Genomic DNA, 20,239 nt, shown 5'->3' on the forward strand with positions numbered 1-20,239 from the left:
GATTAAAAATTTGCCCCTAAAGCTAGTAAATTAATCAGTGCTGAAGCTCTGAGGAATAGAATGTTTGAATTATTTTAACATTTTTCCTAAGAGCAAAATTCAAACAGGCTATTTTATGTTTTTTTTCTACCCTTAGAAAAGAGTTGAACGCATACAACAGAGATTAATCCTGTTAGGAAAAAACCCATAAACAGAGGTGTAGCTGTCGAATTGATATAAGTCCCGATAAATCCTGCTATAGGAACAGCAATGATCGTAGAGACAAAGCCATTAATTGCAGAACCAATTCCTGCGATATGACCAATTGGCTCCATAGCCAAAGCTGATAGATTTCCAAAAAAGAAACCAAAGGAGAAAAAGTGCAACACAAAAAATGCTAATAGAACATAAATACTAGGATTCTCAGTATTATAAAACAATAAGATATAGATGAGAGGAACTATAGTAAAAAAGATAGAGGATATAACAACCAGTTTTCTCATTCCATATTTTACTACATATTTCCCATTTAGAAACGTTGACACCCCTACAGTTAATGCAATAGCAGCAAACAAATAAGGAAATTCATCATTCATGTCATATTGCTCACCGAAAATTTTTTGAGCAGTAGAAAGAAAGGCCAAAAAAGAGCCTGTTATAAAACCGGAGATAAGTGTATTAATGACGGCTTGTTTATGTCGAAAGAATTCTTTGATACCATTACTCAATAGCTGTAAATTAAACGTTGTCTGATTTTCTTTCTTTAGTGTTTCTTTTTGACGAATTGCAAACCATATAACTACTACCACAGAAATGATTGCCTGTGTATAGAATATAGATTCCCATCCCCAAAAATCCAGCAGTAGTTTCCCTAAAGCAGGAGCGATGGCAGGGACAAGAATAAAGATAACCGTGACAAAAGACATGATCTTTGCCATATAATCCCCTTGAAAACTATCTCTTACTATGGCTACACTAATGGTTCTTGGTGCTGAAAGACCAACCCCTTGTAAAATTCTACCTATAATCATTACTTCTAAGCTTGTGGCATTTGTACAAATAAAGCTTGCAATGATGAACAGCGCAAAACCAAAATAAATAATGGGCTTTCTCCCAAAACTATCCGACAGAGGCCCTGATATTAATTGACCTATTCCCAATCCTAAAAAGATCATTGTTACCAGTAGTTGGCTATCATTTGATTGTTGAATTCCTATTGAAGCTCCAATATCATTCAGCGCTGGTAATAAAGCATCAATAGCTAGAGCAACTAAAGACATTAAAGAAGCCATCAAGGCTATAAATTCCAATTGCGACTTTTGTTCTTTGGTCATTTTTTGAATGTTCTAAAGTTATTTTGAAGAGATAATTCTAAGGATGATCACATGACCATCCTTAGAAAGTTTATATAGAATAGGAGATAGAGATTAGTTTCCGTGCCAAATGGTATAAGACATACGTTGAACATGACCTGGAAGATTTTCTTTATAACCTCTCCAGTGAGCAAATTCAGGTAATTGAATCTCTTTCATAAGTTGTTCTGTTGTTTTACCTTCTTTAAGTCCCTTTAGTGTAGCGTTGTATAGAGCTTCAACAAAACGTAAGTCTTCATCAAATAACTCAGGAGATGAAGTAGGAGTGTGGCCTGAAACAACAAATTCATAATCTAACTCTTTTTTTATTCGTCTCATAGTTTGTAAAATCCCACCATAGTTATGTGCAACCAAACGATAAGGCTCATTTATATAGCGCGGCAAATGAAAATCTACAGCAAATAAGATTTTTTCTTTCGGAAAATGGAAAACTGTCATTGCATCACCATCATTAGGTCCATAGTATAGTAGATCTAATGTGGATTCTCCTGCCAATTCTATTGTCATTTTATTCTTGTAAGTTGTATCCGGAATTATGGCTTGTTTATAAGGGTCTCTACTAATCAATTCAACAGCTTTCTCATGACTGATGAATTCTGCACCTTCCTCTTTAAAAATCTTGCCTCCTCTCGTATGATCATAATGATCATGTGAATAAATGACGTGAGTTATTGGTTTTTTAGTTAGCTTTTTGATCTCTTCTCGCATTTTTTTCGCTCTTTCTGCTCCGGAAGGATCAGTAACGATAACACCTTTATCGGTTATGATAATCAAACTATTATAAAATTGATGAAAGTACTGATAGATTCCTTCTGACAGTTTTGTTACTTGTGGAGTAGAGGGGTCAAAACCCATACCATTGGCTACTTTCTTTTCTTCTTTTTCCACTTGACTATTTGTACAAGATGGCATGAATGTTATTACAAGCAATGCCGATATCATTATTATTTTTCTCATAATTAGATGTTTTTGATTAACCACTATTCAATTGTTGAATATTCAACAATGCAAAGATATAAGAAATAATTGAATATTCAACAATTAACATTACATTTGCTTTATGGAGAAATGGAACGAACTATGTTTACCAGATATAAGCGATACTCATATACGATCTATATTAGAGCTACAGTACACTAATTATCAGTATAATAAATGGATGGAAAGTTTACTGAAGTCTTTTCAGATTTCTAATGAGCAATTCAATGTGTTGAAAATATTACAGGCTGAGTATCCTAACGCATTTAGTCTAAAAGAGATACAAAAGAGATTGCCAAATCAAACAAAGAATACAACACGGTTGGTAGATAAGTTGCACAAAAAAGATTTGGTAATCAGTAATGTCAATCCAAATAATAAAAGACAACTACAAATTATCATTTCAAAAAAGGGGTTGAATGTCTTAAAAGAAATTGAAACTCCTTTTGGAGCTTTTATAGCTAAACTTAAATCGACATTAACTACAGAAGAATCGAAGCAACTTTCTCATTTATTGTCAAAAGTTTATAAAATGGAAGACTAAAATACTTTTGAAGCCTCTTTCAATAATTTTTTAGTTAATCCTGCATCATTTTTTACATCCTTCGTCTTAGAGGGTGAACATAAATTTATAATGATGCAAAAACACATAGAATCTGTAGCAATTTTAGGTGGTGGACCAGTTGGACTAGCCGCTGCGGCTCATCTTACTCAAAGGAATATTCCTTTTATTTTATTTGAATCCGGAAGTTCGGTAGGGCAGAACATGCTGTCTTGGAGTCATGTTCGTGTTTTCTCTCCATGGAAATATAATATAGATAAAGCAGCCAGAGAATTGTTGGAAGAAACCGATTGGAACGCTCCAAAAGCAGATCGTTTGCCTACGGGAAAAGAATTGGTAGAAGATTATTTCCTCCCATTGGCCAATCATCCAAAATTGAAGCCTTTTATTCATTTGAATTCTAAAGTACTTTCTGTAGGAAGAAAAGGCTTTGATAAAATGAAAACTTGGGGTAGAGAAGAAAAACCTTTTTCTATCAAAGTAGAGGAGAACGGAAGTATCAAGTATTACGAAGCAAAAGCTGTAATAGATGCCACAGGAACTTGGAATCAACCAAACCCAATTGGATCGGGAGGAATCTTTGCTGAAGGAGAGGAAGAAGTAAAGGAGCATATCTTTTATGGAATTCCGGATGTGAAATCAACTCACTTAGATCGTTATAAGAATAAAAATATAGTAGTTGTTGGTGGCGGACATTCAGCGATCAACGCTTTATTGGATTTAGCTGATTTGCAAAAAGAATATCCAGACACACAGTTGAACTGGATCTTGAGGAAGGAAACAATAGAACGTGTTTATGGAGGAAAACAAGACGATGCCTTAGCAGCCAGAGGTGCTTTAGGTATACGTATTGAAGAATTGGTAAATAGTGGAAGATTGAACGTATATACACCGTTTCATATTCTACAGTTGAAAAAAAGAGAAAATGGAATTCAAATCATTGGCGATTTACAAGGCGAGATCGAAGCCATTCACGGCATTGATGAGATTATCAGTAATACAGGATCTCGTCCTAATTTGGAGATGATTCGCGAAGTACGTGTTGATTTAGATTCATCCTTAGAATCGGTTTTTGATTTGGCAGAACTCATAGACCCTAACATTCATAGCTGTGGAACGGTAAGAGCTCATGGAGAAAAAGAACTACGTCACCCTGAGAAAGATTTTTACATCGTTGGCTCTAAAAGTTATGGTAGAGCTCCAACTTTTTTAATGGCAACAGGGTATGAGCAGATACGTTCTGTGGTTGCTTACTTGGATGGTGATCTTGAAGCTGCCAAACGTGGAGAGCTAAATCTGCCTCAAACCGGAGTTTGCAGCGCTAATTATACAATTAAAGGAAAAGAAGAAAATGTAGGAGGATGTTGCTAAAAGCGCATCATTTTTCAAGCCCTACGTCTTAGAAAATAGAATACTAAATTTTATCATTATGAAAACAAGAAGAATCTATACAGAAAGTAATCCACAACAAGGTGGTGGATGTTGTGGTACTACACCAGTACAAGTGCAGCCAAAACAGTCAGAATGTTGCACACCGCAAGTGGAGGAGACGTCACAAACAGGAGGCGGATGCTGTTAAATACCCAACATTTTTTATTCTAAAAACAAAGCTCTTCGATACGAAGAGCTTTTGTTGGTATATAATGCTTTGATTAGAATTATCTCTTGAACTCAATTAAAAAATGTACTTTTATGTATCAAGATACTGCCAGAACAATGCACAGTCAAATCACTCAATTGTATAACCCTTTGTTAGGTTACGTACAAAAACGTGTACGTCATAAAGAAGATGCTGAAGATCTTACGCAAGATGTCTTTTTAAAATTATCTGCATCTAACAAAGAAGGGGTAAATAATTTAAAGAGTTGGATTTATACAGTAGCTAAGAATACGATTACAGATTACTATCGAAAAAAACGTGTTTTTAAAGAATCTGTGGCTGATGATTACGGTATTGAAGAACCCGAAGAAAATGAAGCTGCTCAAGAATTAGCTACCTGTGTAAGAGCGTATATTGATCAATTACCGGAAGAATATCGTGAATTGATGATCTTATCTGAATTGAAAGACATGCCACAAAAAGAAATAGCCAAACAGTTGAATATGAATTATGTTACTGTTCGTTCTAAGATTCAACGAGGGCGTAAAAAGCTACGTGGTTTGTTTGAAGATTGTTGTGTGATCTTGCAAGGTGGAAAGGGAAGTATTATGGGCTATAAAGAACGAAACTCATGCGATTCTGAAGAGTGCTAAACAAAAAAAGCCATTAGCATATAACTAATGACTTTAATCAAACTATAAACACAATCCAGTTGGTTAGTTGGTTTATGAAACTTATAAAAAAGTTAATTTATCGTATAACTAAGTTTATCTAGTTCGCCTAATCTGAAAAAACCTAGCACTTCTTCATTTGCATCGTTGATATTGATGCAGTTTCCTTTCAATCGGGCAGGAGTTGTTTGAAAAGGCCCTCCTTCACCTACTTGACTTGTCAAAAGATTTATGTAATTATAAAAGCCTTCTGAAATTCCAGAAAGTGCTATATCTACTACATCTCCAGCGCTTAGGTTCTCATTATCATATTCTAGAAAATTCTCATTTCCATTATAGAATTCATCATCTGAAGGCTCTAGATCTACAATTGGAATGTTAGAAGGCGAGAATTCTGCTAAATAAAAATTCTTTTCATTTTCAGGATCACCATAGTAAGCTTTTATACTAATCTGATCTCCATCAAAACCACTGGTTGCTTCTTGTTCTACAGATGAAATACCGGTAACAGACATCATTGTTTCTGTAGCTCTGTATGTATTCCCGTCAAGTGTAATCTCAAGTGTGTAACTATTTCCGATCACAGGAACAAAACTGTTTGTTCGATAAAAACCATCAGATTGATGTGTAAATAGAAATTGATCACCGCTTGTTGTATTGGTAACTAGTACCTGTGCATTGGTTACGGGTACATCTAAATCACTGGCAAAATATGCTGTAGATCTTGATAGTTTAATGGATTGTTGTTGCCCTGTAGTTCCTTTTTCCCACAGAATGGAAGCTTCTACAACCAAACGAGCTCCGCCGTCAGGAACTGTTACATTCACAACATCTGTACAAGCTCCTATAATTGCAAGTATTAGTAAACCGGCAATGTATTTTATATTTAGTTTTTTCATGTTCTTAAAATTTAAAGTTGTAGGTAACTGATGGAATGATTCCGAAAATAGAGGTACGTGTTGCTTCGTTTACTGCTGTATCTTCATTTTGTCCGAATGAGATAGATGCAGCATTTCTTCTGTTGTACAGGTTGTAAATACTAAATACCCATTCGCCTTTCCACTTACGGTTCTTGTTTCTTCTAGGAGTTAGTGTTGCAGAAATATCTAAACGATGGTAGGCAGGTAAACGGCTGGCGTTTCTTTCTGCATAGGTTGGGATTGATAATCCGTTGTATTGAAACTGACCATTCGGATAGGTAACAGGTCTTCCGGTTTGAAAGGCAAAGTTAGTTCCAAAACTCCATTTTTCATTCAACTTGTAACTTCCTGTAAAAGAAATATCATGCGTTCTATCAAAAGGTGTATTATACCAATTTCCATTGTTGATTCCCGGGCCTCCTGAAGCTCCTCCCGGAGTTCTTTGTTGAGCTTTGGATAGTGTATAAGCCAACCATCCGGTAAAGTTTCCTTTGTTTTTTCTAAGCAAGAATTCCAATCCATAGGATCTTGATTCTCCTGTTAAGATCTCTGTTTCTATGGTATTCTGTGCAATCAAATCAGCACCATCAATATAATCGATACGATTCTGAATAGTTTTATAATACACTTCTGTTTCTATAGAATACATATCATCTCCAAAATTTCTGAAGTAACCAACAGCATATTGATCTGCCAATTGTGGTTTTATAAACTTTCCACTAGGCGCCCAAACATCTAAAGGTGTTGCTGATGTTGTGTTCGAGATCAAGTGTAAATACTGAGCCATTCTATTGTAGCTGGCTTTTAAGGAAGATTTATCATTCAGTTGGTATGATAGTGCCATTCTTGGTTCAAAGTTCCCAAAAGACGCAATAGACTCACCTTTACTGTAGCTGGTTTGACCAATAGGAGTTGCTCTTTCATAAATACCCAGTTGTTGGTTATAGGTTACAGGTAAATTGTTTTGATAATCGTTCAATGTTTGATTTCCCATACGATTAAAGTAACTATAGCGCAAACCGTATAAAGCTGTCAGTTTATCAGATATCTTGTGCTCTATACTGGTGTATAAACCAGCCTCAAGAGCATACTTATCATCCAATTTCTCTCTATTGATTCCGGATGTTGGGGTAAGAGGTTGTAGCAAACCGGGATTAAATTTGTAATGGATACCACTAACACCGAAGTTCATTTTTAGCTTGTCATTGGCAAAATAGCTAACATCGTATTTGATGTTATAATTCTTGATGTCCGATTTCCAATCCAATCCATTTAAAGCTAGCTCTAAATTGTAATCGTACTTACTGTAGATCAATGACAGATTGGAAAATAACTTATCGTTAAAGATGTGATTCCATCGCAGATTTCCTGAAATATTTCCATAGGTATTTGTAAAAGACCCTGAAAGATCAAAATTATCACGCCCCAGGTAACCGGAAAGATACAATCGATTGTTCTTATCGATCTGATAATTAGTTTTTAGGTTTAGATCATAAAACCCGGCAGAATTGTTATTGTCTGCTAATTTTAAGAACAAGTGTGCATAGGAAGCTCTTCCAGATAAAAGAAAAGAACCTTTGTCTTTAAAAGTAGGCCCTTCCAATGTTAATCTACTGGAAATAGCACCAATTCCTCCTGTCATAGAAAAGTTCTTACTATTTCCGTCTTTTTGTCTGATATCGAGAACAGAAGAAGCTCTTCCTCCAAACTGAGCGGGAATTCCTCCTTTGTATAATTTTACATCTTTAATGGCATCACTGTTAAAAACAGAAAAGAAACCAAATAGGTGAGAGGAATTGTAAATTACAGCTTCATCCAAGAGAATCAGGTTTTGATCTTCAGCTCCCCCTCGAACGTTAAACCCGGAAGCTCCTTCACCGGCATTGGTGACACCGGGCAACAGTTGAATGGATTTAATAACATCTACTTCCCCCAAAACTGCGGGGATCTGTTTGATGGTTTTTGTAGTTAATTTAGAAACACTCATTTGAGGAGAGCGAAGATTTACTTTTTTCGATTCTTCTGTAGAGATTACGATCTCATCTAGCTGAGAAGCACTTTCTTTAAGTTCGAAATTGATCTTTTGATTCTCCTTGAGTTCTATAGACTTTTCTATGGTTGTAAATCCCAAATATGATACTACCAAAGTATACTTTCCGGCAGGAGCCGTAAGGGAATAGAAACCATATTCATTGGTGATGGTTCCAATTTTGGTGCCTTTAAGCGAAACTGTGGCACCTAATAAGGTTTCGCCATCATAAACATTGGTGATAACTCCTCGTATCGTGTGGTTTTTCTGCCCAAATGCAAGAAGCGTAAAGCAAGAGAAAAGGAAAAACAAAAGCCTTTTTTTCCTTAAAAAATTCACGATGGAATTTGAAAATCTTTCAATCATACGTATAAAATTTAATTTAGGTTGTTAAGTAGTTTTATATCATGATTGTCCTATTGATTCAAAAAGTTATAGTTAGTAGTTAGAATTATTTTTTTTGTTAAAAAGAAGGCAGAAATACATCTACCTTCTTACCAACCAAACACCATTTTCTAGTTATAGGAGGTATTTATAATACCGATAAAATGGTGTGTCCGGAGGTAAAAGTACTATGAGTATGAAGTGTGTGAAAAAATATTATACTAATCTTAAAAATGTATCGACGAACTCGGAATTTTAGAATATTTTAAGATTTTATTGCAAGCCTAAGCGTTTGAGAACATTGTTCTTGTAGGTTTCTCCTATGGGTAATTGTTCGCCGCCGGCAATGAGCTTACTTTTTTGAACAGAAGTAACATGCTCGATATTAACAATATAAGATCTGTGTATTCTCAAAAAGTTACGAGAAGGGAGTTTTTCTAGAATTGTTTTAAAACTCATTAGGGTTAAAATTGACTTCTGGCAGTCTTTAGAGCGAATCTTTATATAATCTTTTAATCCTTCAATAAATATAATATCTGCTGTCTTAACCTTGATGTTTTCATATTCAGATTTTACGAAAATAAAATCATTCTCAATTTCAGTTTGTTCAGGCTGTTTTTGTTGCATTTCATGTAGCTCTCTTGCTCTGGCAACTGCTTTTAGAAAACGTGGAAAAGGTATAGGTTTTACCAGGTAATCTGTAGCATTCAACTCAAAACCATCCAAAGCATATTGGGGGTAAGCTGTGGTAAAAATAAATTGTGGAAAAGAGGGAAGGTGTTGTACGAGTTCCAATCCGGTAATTTCGGGCATTTCTATGTCTAGAAAAACCAAATCGACTTTGTGCTCTTTTAACAGCGTAATAACATCTAATGAATTATTAGAGGTTGCAATAATATTCAGGTCTTCAATTCTGTCAATATACGCTATAATGAGGTCTACAGCCAAAGGTTCGTCGTCTACAATAATACAGTTCATGTATTCTAATTGAGTTTTAAAAATAAGTTTACAATAAACATATTGTTCTCTTCCTGTATACTTAGTTGATGTTTCTCTGGATATAACAACTTTAAACGTTCTTTAGTATTCTGTATTCCAATTCCTGAGTTGTCGTCTTGTTTTTTCTTTCTCTTATTGATACGATTCACACAATTGAATGTCACATCATTCTCATAAGCATCTATGGTGATGGAAATACTGGTTTCTTCTGTAGTATCTATTCCGTATTTGAATGCATTTTCAATAAAGGAGATCAAAATAAGTGGTGAAATACGCTGAGATTGAATATCTCCAACAATTCGCAGACTTACTTGATCTTTATTGGCCAAGCGTAACTTTTGAAGACTTACATAGTTTTCTATATAAGCAATCTCCTTACTTAGCAATACACGTTCGCCTTTAACCTCATACAACATATAGCGCATGAGTTCAGATAACATGATAATAGCATCAGGAGCTTCATCTGATTTCTTGACAGCCAAAGAACAAATACTATTTAATGAGTTGAATAAAAAATGAGGGTTGATCTGATTTTTTAAGACTTCCAATTCAGAAAGGTTTTTTTGGTTTTCAATTTCTCTTTTATCTTGTTCGTTCCTATTCCATTCGCCATAAGTTCTAATCACTGCTCCTATAAAGATCAACAATGTATAAACCATAAAACCAACCTCTTTTTCATCTTGTCCTTCCTCACTAAAATTGTCAGTATACATAGCAAACTGATCTAATTCCTCAATCATAATCAATCCTTTAGCGCTTACAAAGACTAATAGTATTACTGATAGTATATAGAACAGAATTCGTTTTTTAAAGAGGATTTTGGGAACCAGAATCAAATAATTGACATAAAAAATTGCAGTTCCGATTAACATTCTAATCAGGAATAGTAACGGGGAATCATCATCATCATAAAAAGCATGTGTTACTACGATAGAAATCAAAGTAACCCAGATCAAAACATGAAGTAGTATATGTCTTCTTTTTTTGCTCATGCTCAAACAACTGCTTCTCTAAAGATACGCCATTTAAGACGTTTAAGAAGAAGATATGTAACTCAAATAGAGGTAAAAATCTGATTTTAAAACGAGTAACACAAAACTTTTAGACCAACTAGGAAAATGTATCGACTAATATGAACTACAGATTATTTTTGGTTTTGCCTTATTTATTAAAAGAGTTGCAAAATATCTTTAAATTACCCCGTAGAATATTTTTTAAAATTTTCTGTCATATTTTTTTGCTTGCTGTCACTAACCCTAATAGAAAGCAAAACATTATTTATGCAACATCAAGAAAATCAAACTTTTGAACAGGTCTTAGAAGCCAATAAGGACAAGATCTATAGGATTTGCAGAATCTATGCTGTACAGCCTATAGAGCCTGAGGATCTGTTTCAGGAAGTCGTATACCAAATATGGAAATCCTACGCTTCCTTTCAGGGAAAGTCAAGCGTAGACACCTGGATTTACCGAATCGCTTTAAATGTCTGTATTCGTGCCAGAGGAAAACTCAATAAAAAAAACGAAAAAACTGTTCGGTTGAATTCCATTCAATATGCCGCTACAGAAACAACAAGCGATCCTATTGAGGACAAAAAGTATGCGGCGCTTAAAGCTTGTATACAAGCTTTAAAGGACATTGATAAGTCTGTTGTTACTCTTTCTTTAGAGGAATTGCCTTATAAAGAGATTGCTACAGTAACAGGTTTGTCTGAAAATCATATCGCTGTAAAAATGAAGCGAATACGAAAATCATTATTCGGTTGTATAACATCTAAAATTAAGTCATATGTGGGGTAAAGAACAACAAGAAGTTTGGAGTGAGATAAAGAGTATGTGGAATGAGTCATCTCACAGTAAAGAGATCAAAATTGATATGTCGAAACTTGTTACTGAGTTAGAACAGTATACCAGTCAATTTGAACGTGATCTTATACAAAAGGACATCAACTTTATAAAACGAAATGTCAGTCAATTTGAAAAAGACTCAATCAAATCAGATATTGCCATCATCACCAAAGCTGTAAAGAAATTTATAGCCATACTCAAACGTAGAAAAAACTAAAAAGACATGAAAAAGATATTACTATTACTCGCTATTTCCATAGCGAATGTATCCTGTGTTGCTCAATATGAGGAGCATGAGAATACAAGATTGACAAAAAAGATAGATCATTACCTTAGTCAGGGAGCTACGAATGGCTTTTCCGGAGCTGTATTAATTGCCAAAAACGGAAAGATTATTCTTAACAAAGGATATGGTTTGGCCAACAGAGAAGCTCAACAGCTCAATACACCTCAAACGGTATTTTCTACAGGATCGGTAACCAAGCAATTTACGGCAACGGCTATTTTAAAGTTAGCAGAGTTGAATAAATTACAGCTTACCGATAAGATTAGCTCTTATTTTAAAGCGCTTCCTGAAGATAAAAAAGAGATTAGCATTCATCAATTATTAACACACTCAGCCGGATTGGTTGATGTGATTGGTGGTGATTTTGAAGAGATTTCTACTGATGAATTCTTTACAAAGCTGTTTGATACTAAGTTACTATACAAGCCCGGTACAAAGCATCGATATTCCAATGCGAGCTATAGTGTGTTGGCTCGTATTATAGAGTTGGTTTCTCATCAGGAATATGAACGCTTTTTACAGGAGCACCTCTTTCAACCGGCAGGAATGCAACAAACAGGTTATTTGATACCCAAATGGAATCATACAAATTTAGCACAAGGTTATATAAGAGGTGTAACACATTGGGGAGCTATGATACCTCGTTTTCAAAAAACAAAAAGCATTTCTTGGAATTTAAAAGGGAATGGCGGTATTCAATCTACACAAGAAGATATGTACAAATGGTATCAAGCCTTAGCTACTCATGCAATTTTATCTAAATCTTCTACAGCACTTTTGACAAAACCTTATATACAAGAACAGGAGGGAAGTGATGAAAGCTTTTATGCTTATGGATGGGCTATTTTTAACTCAGGTAGAAATACAAAAATTGTGACTCACAATGGCTCTAACGGTATTTTCTTTCATGAGTTTATGTGGTTACCCGAAGAAGATGCTGTGATCATACTTTCTACGAATGCGTACAGCAGAGAGGCTGAAGTAACTTGGAGATTGGAAAAGATGTTGTTTGATGATAAATACACCCCAAAACCCATTCGAAAGAGCCCTTACTTTTTGGTTCTGGACTTTATTGAAAAGAATAAACCTAGTCAATCTAGTGAGCTACTAACATTGATGAAACAAGAGCTTGGAGATGATTTTAAAGATGCCAATGTATTCAATCAAATAGGCTATATGCTTCTGGAAAACAAGGAGAAAACAGATTGGATGCTACAACTCTTTCAATTGAATGTACAATTGTTTCCTAGCAATGCAAATCTCTGGGATTCTTTAGGTGATGGCTACAAAAACAAAGGAGATCGTACAAATGCGATAAAAGCTTATCAAAAAGCATTAGAGCTAGATCCAACGTTATCTGCTTCTCAGCAATCTTTAGCAGCATTGGGAGTAGCTGTTACATCAAATCAAAACGAAGTGGTGTTGGACGCTAAGACACAACAAAGCTATGTAGGAAGTTATCAGTTACCTTCAGGGCATCTTATCAAAATCTTAGAAAACAAAGGAAAGTTAATGATTGAATTCCCGGGAAGACCTGCGATGAAACTAACGCCTAAATCTCTTGTAAAGTTTGCTATTGGTGATAGAAGTGCAAGTTTGGTATTCAATACCAATAAAAATTCTACGGTAGAGAGCTTTACAATTTTTGAAAGCGGAGAGCAAATGACTGCCAAGAAAAAGTAATAGATAGATATCACTTCGAGCAGTGTTGAGGTATAAAAGACTTCTCGACTCCGCTCGAAGTGACACTACAGTTTTAAGAAAATATTATTTTTTGGATATGGAATAGATTTGCAAATTTGTAAGACAACCTCTTGATAACCAAATTTTAAACATTTCAACTCATGAAAAAACTACTAATTCCCGTACTCTTTTTATTTGTAATAACAAGCACACAGGCACAGTACGAAAAAGATGTAAGCTCTATTGAAACTATAGGGAAAGCTTATTATGAAATTGTATCAGGACCTATTGGCGAAAAAAGAGACTTTAACAGATTACGCAATTTGTTTCACCCGAAAGCTATATTAACCTACAGCTATTGGTCAGAAGAAGAGAAAAAGAATAAGCTGTTGCATATGGATATTGAAGGTTATATCGAGAAACTCGATTATTTGGATAAAAAAGGATTCTACGAGAAAGAATTGTATGTATCAACTGAAACCTATGGTTCCATCACACAATCTATTAGTACCTACAAGTTTTGGATGGAGGATAAAACAGCAGAAGGTAAAGGCTTTACCAGTTACCAATATTTCTGGGACGGAAAACGCTATTGGATTCTATCTATGTTCTGGATGATGGAAAGCGATAAATACCCCATTCCAAAGCAATATTTAAAGCAGTAGTTAATACTTTTTTCCAAATAAAAGAAAGTCTTGAGAGCCTCTGTTGCTTAAGAACAGATCTTTGATACCATCGCCATTAAAATCGGCAAAATCGATGTCAAAGCCTCTCCCTTCAATACTTTTGGGTAGAATGTTGGTATTGTCTGTAAATTTTCCTTTGCCATTATTTAGATAAACACTAAAAGGAGAGTTCCCTCCAAAACGCGCACCGTTGGTGTTTCCGGTTACAATATCGGAATCGCCATCACCGTCAATATCCAAAAAGGCAACACCAAAACAGCGATTGTTGTCTTTGGGTAGGTGAGTGGTTGTAATATCTGTAAAGAAGCCTTTTCCGTCATTTAAAAGCAGTCTATTCTGTCTAAGAGCGCCTGGCACAAAAGCTTCTACATTTCCATATAAAATATCTAGATCACCATCGCCGTCGATATCAGCAACGTCAACTTCTCTTGTTTCTTCGGATTCAGTACGATAGGGAAGTCTATTGGAAGATTCGTCTTTAAAAAATCCTTTTCCTGTATTGATCAAAATACGATTTTCACCTTCGTTTCCTACCAACAAGTCCTGATCACCATCATTGTCTATATCTGCCAAGGTCAGGTCTTGTGTTACATCAATATAATCACCAAAACGTTTGTTGGTTTCATCGGTGAAATTTCCTTTTCCATCGTTTATTAAGATGTTGTTCTGACCGTTGTTCCCGATCAAAATGTCCGGAGAACCATCTTCATTGATATCAAATACCACTACGGAATTGGAAGTTCCTGTTACAGGAATTCTACTACCGCCATCTGTAAAAGTTCCATCACTTTTATTTAGATAGAGTTCGTTGGTCTTATCATCTTCGCTTACTACAATGATATCCAGATCACCATCTCCGTCAAAGTCAGCAATACCAATATCTTCACTATCGTGTCGTACTTGTGGAATCCGATTGCTCTCATTGCTAAAGTTTCCTTTCCCATCATTGATCAAGAGGATATTAGGTCTGTGTTCGTTGGCTATGAGGATATCTAAATCACCATCTCCATCCAAATCAGCAATTCCGGCATCCATAGAAAGACGCTGCAGGTCTTGATAAGGCAAATGTGTGAAGGTTACATTCTTATAAAATGTAGTTGCTGTTTGAGTGTTTTGACTATAGCTCAACTGCAAACTTCCAACGATTAGACTGAGTGTGAGTAGTTTTTTCATGGGCTTCTCTTAAGTATTTACTAAGATACCCCATTTTTAAGTGTATAAAATGTTAAAAAATATGGATTAACTACTTTCTGAAAAATGTTGTTTTTTAATCATTTCGAGATCTAATAAACTCTTGCACTTCTAAAGCCTGTATGAAGCAATCCTTTATTGATATTAGAGCTTCAGGTTTTCTCTTGATTAAGAGTCTATATCGAGCAAAATTCGATTTCACAACTTGAATCTTTAACCTAACTGTATTCTATGTTTAAGTTGTTTGTTAAGTGTTATCATCCCCAATTCCAATCGCTTATAATGTCAATAATAAAATAAGTCATGAAGATAAGTATAGATAGATTCAATCGATACAGTTCTTTATTCTTATTACTATAATGACTAACAACATCTATTAGCGTGGTTATAAAAGCTCCAGCCATTACAACCAAGAGGATATAATTTCCAATTTTCATAAGTAGTAGTTTTATTGTCAAGAAATAACGCATTATAATTCTATACATCAGAAAAAGTATTATGAGCGTTGAAAAGATGTAAATCACTTTCTTTGTTTTATTAGCCGTCTTTCTTTTCCTGTAAAATAAGCTGATGATATAGACATATAAGCCTAAAGGAGCAATGTCTACAAGGATGTCAATAATTTTCATTTTTTATCATTGTCTATTACAATTAGTAATCATATTGTTATTAATTGATTTGCTACAAATTAGAAGAACCATTCTCTTTTTTTGTACGCATGCGGCTTTATGTAATAAACAGGGTTGTTTTGAGAACAAATAGCTCTAAAAATGGGGTGAAAGTAAAAACAGGTATTTCTACGGTTTTTTAGTTTTTATCTCCTTGATACTTTTACGATTACAGTTTTTCTCAAAGAAATTATGGGATTCCGTAAATGATGATGAGAGAATATCTTTAAAATAGCTTAACTGCAAAATTTAATTATGGATTTTTTAACTTTATGCGTTACTTTCATATCTCTTTTACTAGGTATTTCTTATCCAATACTAACTCAAATCACATCAGAAGATAAATATTCATCAGAAGCTATACTTGATCTCTTTGAAAATAGTCCCATTAAAAAGTATTTCAAAGTGAATTTGATTGTTTCTCTGTGTCTAACATTATTGGCATACTTAGATTTACCACCATTGTTATTCTTCAATATTGGGTGGCTAGATGATTTAATTGGTTTTTCAGCTAAAATTTTGCTAATAAGTTTTACTATTCTATTGATAATAAATTTTTTTAGGCTAATTAATTTAATTCAAATATTCTACAGAACAAGTAGGTTGATTGATTATCTATACAAGTTGAGAGGAAAAGTGACTAATCAAAACGACTTCATTTCTTTTGAAGGAATGACAGATATTCTTTTTTGGACCATTCAAAATCAAAATTTAAAAGTTGCATTAAGAGTAAGCGAATATTTTTATGAAGTATTTCATCAATACAGAGAAAATTGGAAAAAAGATAAAGATGAAAATAAAGAAGGTTTAATTTATCCTGAGTTATTTTATAATATGATATACCATACTATAGAAGAAAACATCAAAAATGATCATAGCAATTTTAAATTTATAGAAGCAAGAACAAGTGGATTAACATGGTTATTAGGAGAATTTGACACCCCAAAAATAAGTGAAAGAACTTACAGTTGGTTGTGGAGAAATATTGTACTTGAAGCAGAAAATGATAGGTTTGATTTAATTTTTATGCATTGGAGTAGTGCTCATCAATATTTTCAAATGAACTTAGAACATTTAACACCAGAATATGATTCTTCTGGTGAAGAACTAACTATAAAAAATCAATCGTCATTAGACGAGAGAATAAAAGATAGAGAACGTTTTTTAGAATTCCATTATGCTTTAGGAGGTCTATTGCTTTTTAAAAATAAAATTGAGTTTATAAAGAAACTATTCAATTATACAACTAGTCAACCTCCTGACTATTATTTATTACCTATACATATGAATCAGGTATTTAATATGTTTTTTAAGTTCTTTGATCCATATGAAAGGAACTTTCCATGGATTACAAGAAAATATTATTTCCCAGGATTAGATGGTATTGGAGCACAAAGGGTTATTAAAAACTGGATTTGTCAATACATTGCTATTTTATATCTGAGACAATTTAATATCCAAACATTTTATGGTGTTGAATTCCAGGTTGAAAATCCAGTTTTTCCTGATGATATCTCTGAAAAAAGGTACTGGATCGAAAATATTAAATATTTTAAGGAAATAATTATTGCAAAAACTGATGATCAAAATTTAATAGATATTTTAGGTTTTAGCTTAACTCATAATTATAAAGAAAGATTAAATGAAATTGAAGAAAAGTTGAAAGATGATTTCAACACCACTGAAATGACAGCTGTTCCTGAAGACGATAAGGTAAATTTATTCTATACAACAATCAAAAAATTTTTAGACCCAATATTTAAAACTTTGGCATTAATCAAAAATGACAATGAAGAAATTGAAGAAGAAAAAAGTAAGGTATATTTTATTAGGGGACAATCGAACTTAACAAGTAAAGGGTCTTTCACCGAAAACGGAATTACTAACCTCAATTTCCATAGTTTTTTGCCTGAAATCATTTTAGATAAGATTAAGAAAAACTTATCTTCGATTTTCTTTGTAAATACTAGTGAGCATTACTATGTAAATCAAGAGGATACTTTTAAAGCTATAGATAATCTGAAGATAAACTCAGATGAACATATTATTATTCTTTTCGGGATTATTAATTTTAGTTATTACATTAACAATCTTAATATAGGCAATCTAAAAAAAGATAGCTATAAGGGAATAAAAATCATACATATTCCTACTAGTGTAAAGAATGTCGGAACTTCATTTTTTGTTCTTAAAAAAGCCCACTTACCTTGGATTAATTTCAGTAAAATTGATGATGAATATTTAAAATTATATGAGTTGGTTCATTTAGATAGTGATTATAATATTTATGGAACTGTTTCAGACTTAAACACAAATGATTCATTAAGAGAATTAATAATTAAAGAAGGAAAAGATACTGAAGCTGATTTAAAAAAACATGTTTATCAAGGTATAAACTTTAAAACTAAATTAAAATTTGATAAAAAAATTAAACTTGTTCGTATTGAAGTTAAAGGTAGGCTCCACAATTTGAGAAAAACTAATAACCCTAATGAAATCAGAAAGCTTTAATTTTTATTTACAAACACCTCCAAAACTCCCTTTATAAGCCCCGCCAATCGGAATTTCCATTCCATTGCTAAGTGTTACGTCTTTTGAGGTAAATGACATCATTTTTTGGGTGTTGATGATATAAGAACGATGTACACGTACAAAATACGAAGGCAGCTTTTCTAGAAATACACTTATCTTATCCTTGGTTACAATAGTCTCATTGTCTGTATGAATACGTACATAATCTTTGATGCTATCAATATACAAGACCTCAGAAAATTGAATGCGAATCATGCGCTTGTTGGCATTCACAAATAGGTGATCTACAGTTTCCTCAGTTCCTGAAGATGGGAGAGGAGTTGTAGTAGTCAACGACTTGTATTTGTTAATGGCTTTGTAGAACCTGACAAAAGAAATGGGTTTTAACAAATAATCCAAAATATCCAACTCATAACCTTCCAAAGCATACTCTCTATAGGCCGTGGTTAAAATTACTTTAGGTTGAATCTTGGTATTCTTGATAAAATCGATTCCCGTTACTACCGGCATCTGAATATCTAAGAACAAAAGATCTACAGCATTTTTTTGTAAGAACTCTCCCGCAGTAATAGGATTGTCAAAAGTAGCTACCAAATCCAATTCCGGCACTTGTTGGATATGTTGCTCCAATACCTGAATTGCCAAAGGCTCATCGTCTATAACTACGCATTTGATGCTCATGTTAGCTGAGTTTAATGGTTAATACCACCTGAAAATCGGTAGCCGTTTCTGTGCTTTTCAGATCGTAATTGTTTTTATAATTCAATTCCAACTGTCGTTGGGAGTTGGAATATCCAATCCCGGAACGCGATTCGTTGTTAGAATCTTTTAATCTATTCTTTGGCAATGTATTAAAAACTTTAAAACATAGCTCATCTTTGGTCGTAGTAAGATCAATCGTAATTGTTGAATTAGTCAGATTGTTACTGGCTCCGTGTTTGAACGCATTTTCTACAAAAGAGATCAAGATCAAAGGAGCAATCATTACATCCGGAGCATGTAAATCGTGCGTAAAACGTAAGCTTAGCTTATCTCCGTACCGTAGAGATTCTAAATCGATATAATCCTGAATCAGATCAATTTCCTTTTGTATAGGAACCTCAGGGTCTTTGCATTGATACAGCATATAATCTAACATTCCTGAAAGTTTTAAAACTACCTCAGGTGCCTCTTTCGATTGCTGTAATGTAAGCGCATACAGATTGTTGAGGGTATTGAATAAAAAATGTGGATTGGTTTGTGCTTTTAAGAACTTCAATTCTGTATTTGCTTTCTCTTTTTGTAAGACTTCCAATTGATGACGTTCTTCAAAGCGATCCTTGAAGGCTTTGGTGGTAAACATCAAAAAGACAAATACATAGACCGATGGAAAATAAACTACTGCCAAATGAAAAGGATCTCCAACAATTTCCAATATGCTTTCATACTCGTAATATTTAGGAACAAAAAGCTTGGTCATATAGTTTCCAAAGTATTTGGTAAATACCAAGAACACATATACAGATACGATAAAAGAAAGGATAAAACTCAGGTATTTCTTTTTGAATAAAAGTTTAGGAACCTGATAATAAACCAACAAATAACTGGCAAGTACTTGTGCCGGTAATTGTCCCAATCCGCTCACCAAGGTTTTCTCTACACTTCCTGAGTTTACTGCAGCCAATACAGGTAAGATGGTAAATAAGACCATCCAAAAAATGAAATGGGAAAGTACTCTGCGCTGAATGATCCAATCGATCCAATTCTTCCTTTTGGTCATAGTGGATAAAGATATAAAATAAGCAAGGAGCAATCTTTTAAAAAAGACGAATCTTCATTTGCTACAGCCTAAACACAGCTATCTGCGGAAAT

The 20,239-nt window shown here is 34.0% G+C and carries 18 protein-coding genes; 8 read left to right on the forward strand and 10 right to left on the reverse strand.

The window, feature by feature from the left end:
• Nucleotides 1-113: 113 nt before the first annotated feature.
• Complete coding sequence (locus ACFSRZ_RS09520) at nucleotides 114-1,313, reverse strand: multidrug effflux MFS transporter (RefSeq protein ID WP_379666321.1); 1,200 nt, start codon at nucleotides 1,311-1,313, stop codon at nucleotides 114-116.
• 93 nt (nucleotides 1,314-1,406) lie between these two features.
• Nucleotides 1,407-2,309: an MBL fold metallo-hydrolase gene (locus ACFSRZ_RS09525; RefSeq protein WP_379666322.1), complete on the reverse strand. Its 903-nt coding sequence runs from the start codon at nucleotides 2,307-2,309 to the stop codon at nucleotides 1,407-1,409.
• Between the two features lie 103 nt (nucleotides 2,310-2,412).
• Between ACFSRZ_RS09525 and ACFSRZ_RS09530 the strand changes: the two genes are divergently transcribed.
• The 3 genes from ACFSRZ_RS09530 to ACFSRZ_RS09540 all read left to right on the forward strand — a co-directional run bounded on the left by ACFSRZ_RS09530 (nucleotide 2,413) and on the right by ACFSRZ_RS09540 (nucleotide 5,145).
• A complete protein-coding gene (locus ACFSRZ_RS09530; protein WP_379666323.1) occupies nucleotides 2,413-2,874 on the forward strand; it encodes a MarR family winged helix-turn-helix transcriptional regulator in 462 nt (153 codons plus the stop codon).
• 93 nt (nucleotides 2,875-2,967) lie between these two features.
• Nucleotides 2,968-4,263 carry an NAD(P)-binding domain-containing protein gene (locus tag ACFSRZ_RS09535; RefSeq protein WP_379666324.1) on the forward strand — a complete coding sequence of 432 codons (1,296 nt, stop codon included), beginning with the start codon at nucleotides 2,968-2,970 and terminating at the stop codon, nucleotides 4,261-4,263.
• A gap of 321 nt (nucleotides 4,264-4,584) precedes the next feature.
• Nucleotides 4,585-5,145: a sigma-70 family RNA polymerase sigma factor gene (locus ACFSRZ_RS09540; RefSeq protein WP_379666325.1), complete on the forward strand. Its 561-nt coding sequence runs from the start codon at nucleotides 4,585-4,587 to the stop codon at nucleotides 5,143-5,145.
• A 92-nt stretch (nucleotides 5,146-5,237) separates the two neighbouring features.
• On the opposite strand, the gene ACFSRZ_RS09545 is transcribed toward ACFSRZ_RS09540, so the two are convergent.
• The 4 genes from ACFSRZ_RS09545 to ACFSRZ_RS09560 form a co-directional block, all read right to left on the reverse strand.
• Nucleotides 5,238-6,062, reverse strand: a complete 825-nt coding sequence (locus tag ACFSRZ_RS09545; protein WP_379666326.1) for a DUF4249 domain-containing protein — start codon at nucleotides 6,060-6,062, stop codon at nucleotides 5,238-5,240.
• Between the two features lie 4 nt (nucleotides 6,063-6,066).
• A complete protein-coding gene (locus ACFSRZ_RS09550; RefSeq protein ID WP_379666327.1) occupies nucleotides 6,067-8,478 on the reverse strand; it encodes a TonB-dependent receptor in 2,412 nt (803 codons plus the stop codon).
• A 291-nt stretch (nucleotides 8,479-8,769) separates the two neighbouring features.
• On the reverse strand, nucleotides 8,770-9,474 hold the full coding sequence (locus ACFSRZ_RS09555; protein ID WP_379666328.1) for a LytR/AlgR family response regulator transcription factor: 705 nt from the start codon (nucleotides 9,472-9,474) through the stop codon (nucleotides 8,770-8,772).
• A 5-nt stretch (nucleotides 9,475-9,479) separates the two neighbouring features.
• On the reverse strand, nucleotides 9,480-10,487 hold the full coding sequence (locus ACFSRZ_RS09560; RefSeq protein ID WP_379666329.1) for a sensor histidine kinase: 1,008 nt from the start codon (nucleotides 10,485-10,487) through the stop codon (nucleotides 9,480-9,482).
• A 288-nt stretch (nucleotides 10,488-10,775) separates the two neighbouring features.
• Between ACFSRZ_RS09560 and ACFSRZ_RS09565 the strand changes: the two genes are divergently transcribed.
• The 4 genes from ACFSRZ_RS09565 to ACFSRZ_RS09580 all read left to right on the forward strand — a co-directional run bounded on the left by ACFSRZ_RS09565 (nucleotide 10,776) and on the right by ACFSRZ_RS09580 (nucleotide 13,976).
• Nucleotides 10,776-11,294 carry an RNA polymerase sigma factor gene (locus ACFSRZ_RS09565; RefSeq protein ID WP_379666330.1) on the forward strand — a complete coding sequence of 173 codons (519 nt, stop codon included), beginning with the start codon at nucleotides 10,776-10,778 and terminating at the stop codon, nucleotides 11,292-11,294.
• Nucleotides 11,284-11,559, forward strand: a complete 276-nt coding sequence (locus ACFSRZ_RS09570; protein WP_379666331.1) for a hypothetical protein — start codon at nucleotides 11,284-11,286, stop codon at nucleotides 11,557-11,559. Before ACFSRZ_RS09565 ends, ACFSRZ_RS09570 begins: the two co-directional genes overlap by 11 nt.
• 6 nt (nucleotides 11,560-11,565) lie before the next feature.
• Complete coding sequence (locus ACFSRZ_RS09575; RefSeq protein ID WP_379666332.1) at nucleotides 11,566-13,311, forward strand: serine hydrolase; 1,746 nt, start codon at nucleotides 11,566-11,568, stop codon at nucleotides 13,309-13,311.
• Between the two features lie 161 nt (nucleotides 13,312-13,472).
• On the forward strand, nucleotides 13,473-13,976 hold the full coding sequence (locus ACFSRZ_RS09580) for a hypothetical protein (RefSeq protein WP_379666333.1): 504 nt from the start codon (nucleotides 13,473-13,475) through the stop codon (nucleotides 13,974-13,976).
• Here ACFSRZ_RS09580 and ACFSRZ_RS09585 read toward each other — a convergent pair whose 3' ends face one another.
• Both ACFSRZ_RS09585 and ACFSRZ_RS09590 read right to left on the reverse strand, forming a co-directional pair.
• Nucleotides 13,977-15,170: an FG-GAP repeat domain-containing protein gene (locus tag ACFSRZ_RS09585; protein ID WP_379666334.1), complete on the reverse strand. Its 1,194-nt coding sequence runs from the start codon at nucleotides 15,168-15,170 to the stop codon at nucleotides 13,977-13,979. It abuts the gene before it with no gap.
• A 275-nt stretch (nucleotides 15,171-15,445) separates the two neighbouring features.
• Nucleotides 15,446-15,625: a hypothetical protein gene (locus tag ACFSRZ_RS09590; protein ID WP_379666335.1), complete on the reverse strand. Its 180-nt coding sequence runs from the start codon at nucleotides 15,623-15,625 to the stop codon at nucleotides 15,446-15,448.
• A 486-nt stretch (nucleotides 15,626-16,111) separates the two neighbouring features.
• Between ACFSRZ_RS09590 and ACFSRZ_RS09595 the strand changes: the two genes are divergently transcribed.
• A complete protein-coding gene (locus tag ACFSRZ_RS09595; RefSeq protein ID WP_379666336.1) occupies nucleotides 16,112-18,367 on the forward strand; it encodes a hypothetical protein in 2,256 nt (751 codons plus the stop codon).
• Between the two features lie 3 nt (nucleotides 18,368-18,370).
• On the opposite strand, the gene ACFSRZ_RS09600 is transcribed toward ACFSRZ_RS09595, so the two are convergent.
• Complete coding sequence (locus tag ACFSRZ_RS09600; protein WP_379666337.1) at nucleotides 18,371-19,069, reverse strand: LytR/AlgR family response regulator transcription factor; 699 nt, start codon at nucleotides 19,067-19,069, stop codon at nucleotides 18,371-18,373.
• A gap of 1 nt (nucleotide 19,070) precedes the next feature.
• A complete protein-coding gene (locus ACFSRZ_RS09605) occupies nucleotides 19,071-20,147 on the reverse strand; it encodes a sensor histidine kinase (RefSeq protein ID WP_379666338.1) in 1,077 nt (358 codons plus the stop codon).
• Nucleotides 20,148-20,239 lie beyond the last annotated feature (92 nt).

This window comes from Pseudotenacibaculum haliotis, from assembly GCF_042684245.1.
GTDB classification, from domain to species: domain Bacteria; phylum Bacteroidota; class Bacteroidia; order Flavobacteriales; family Flavobacteriaceae; genus Polaribacter; species Polaribacter haliotis_A.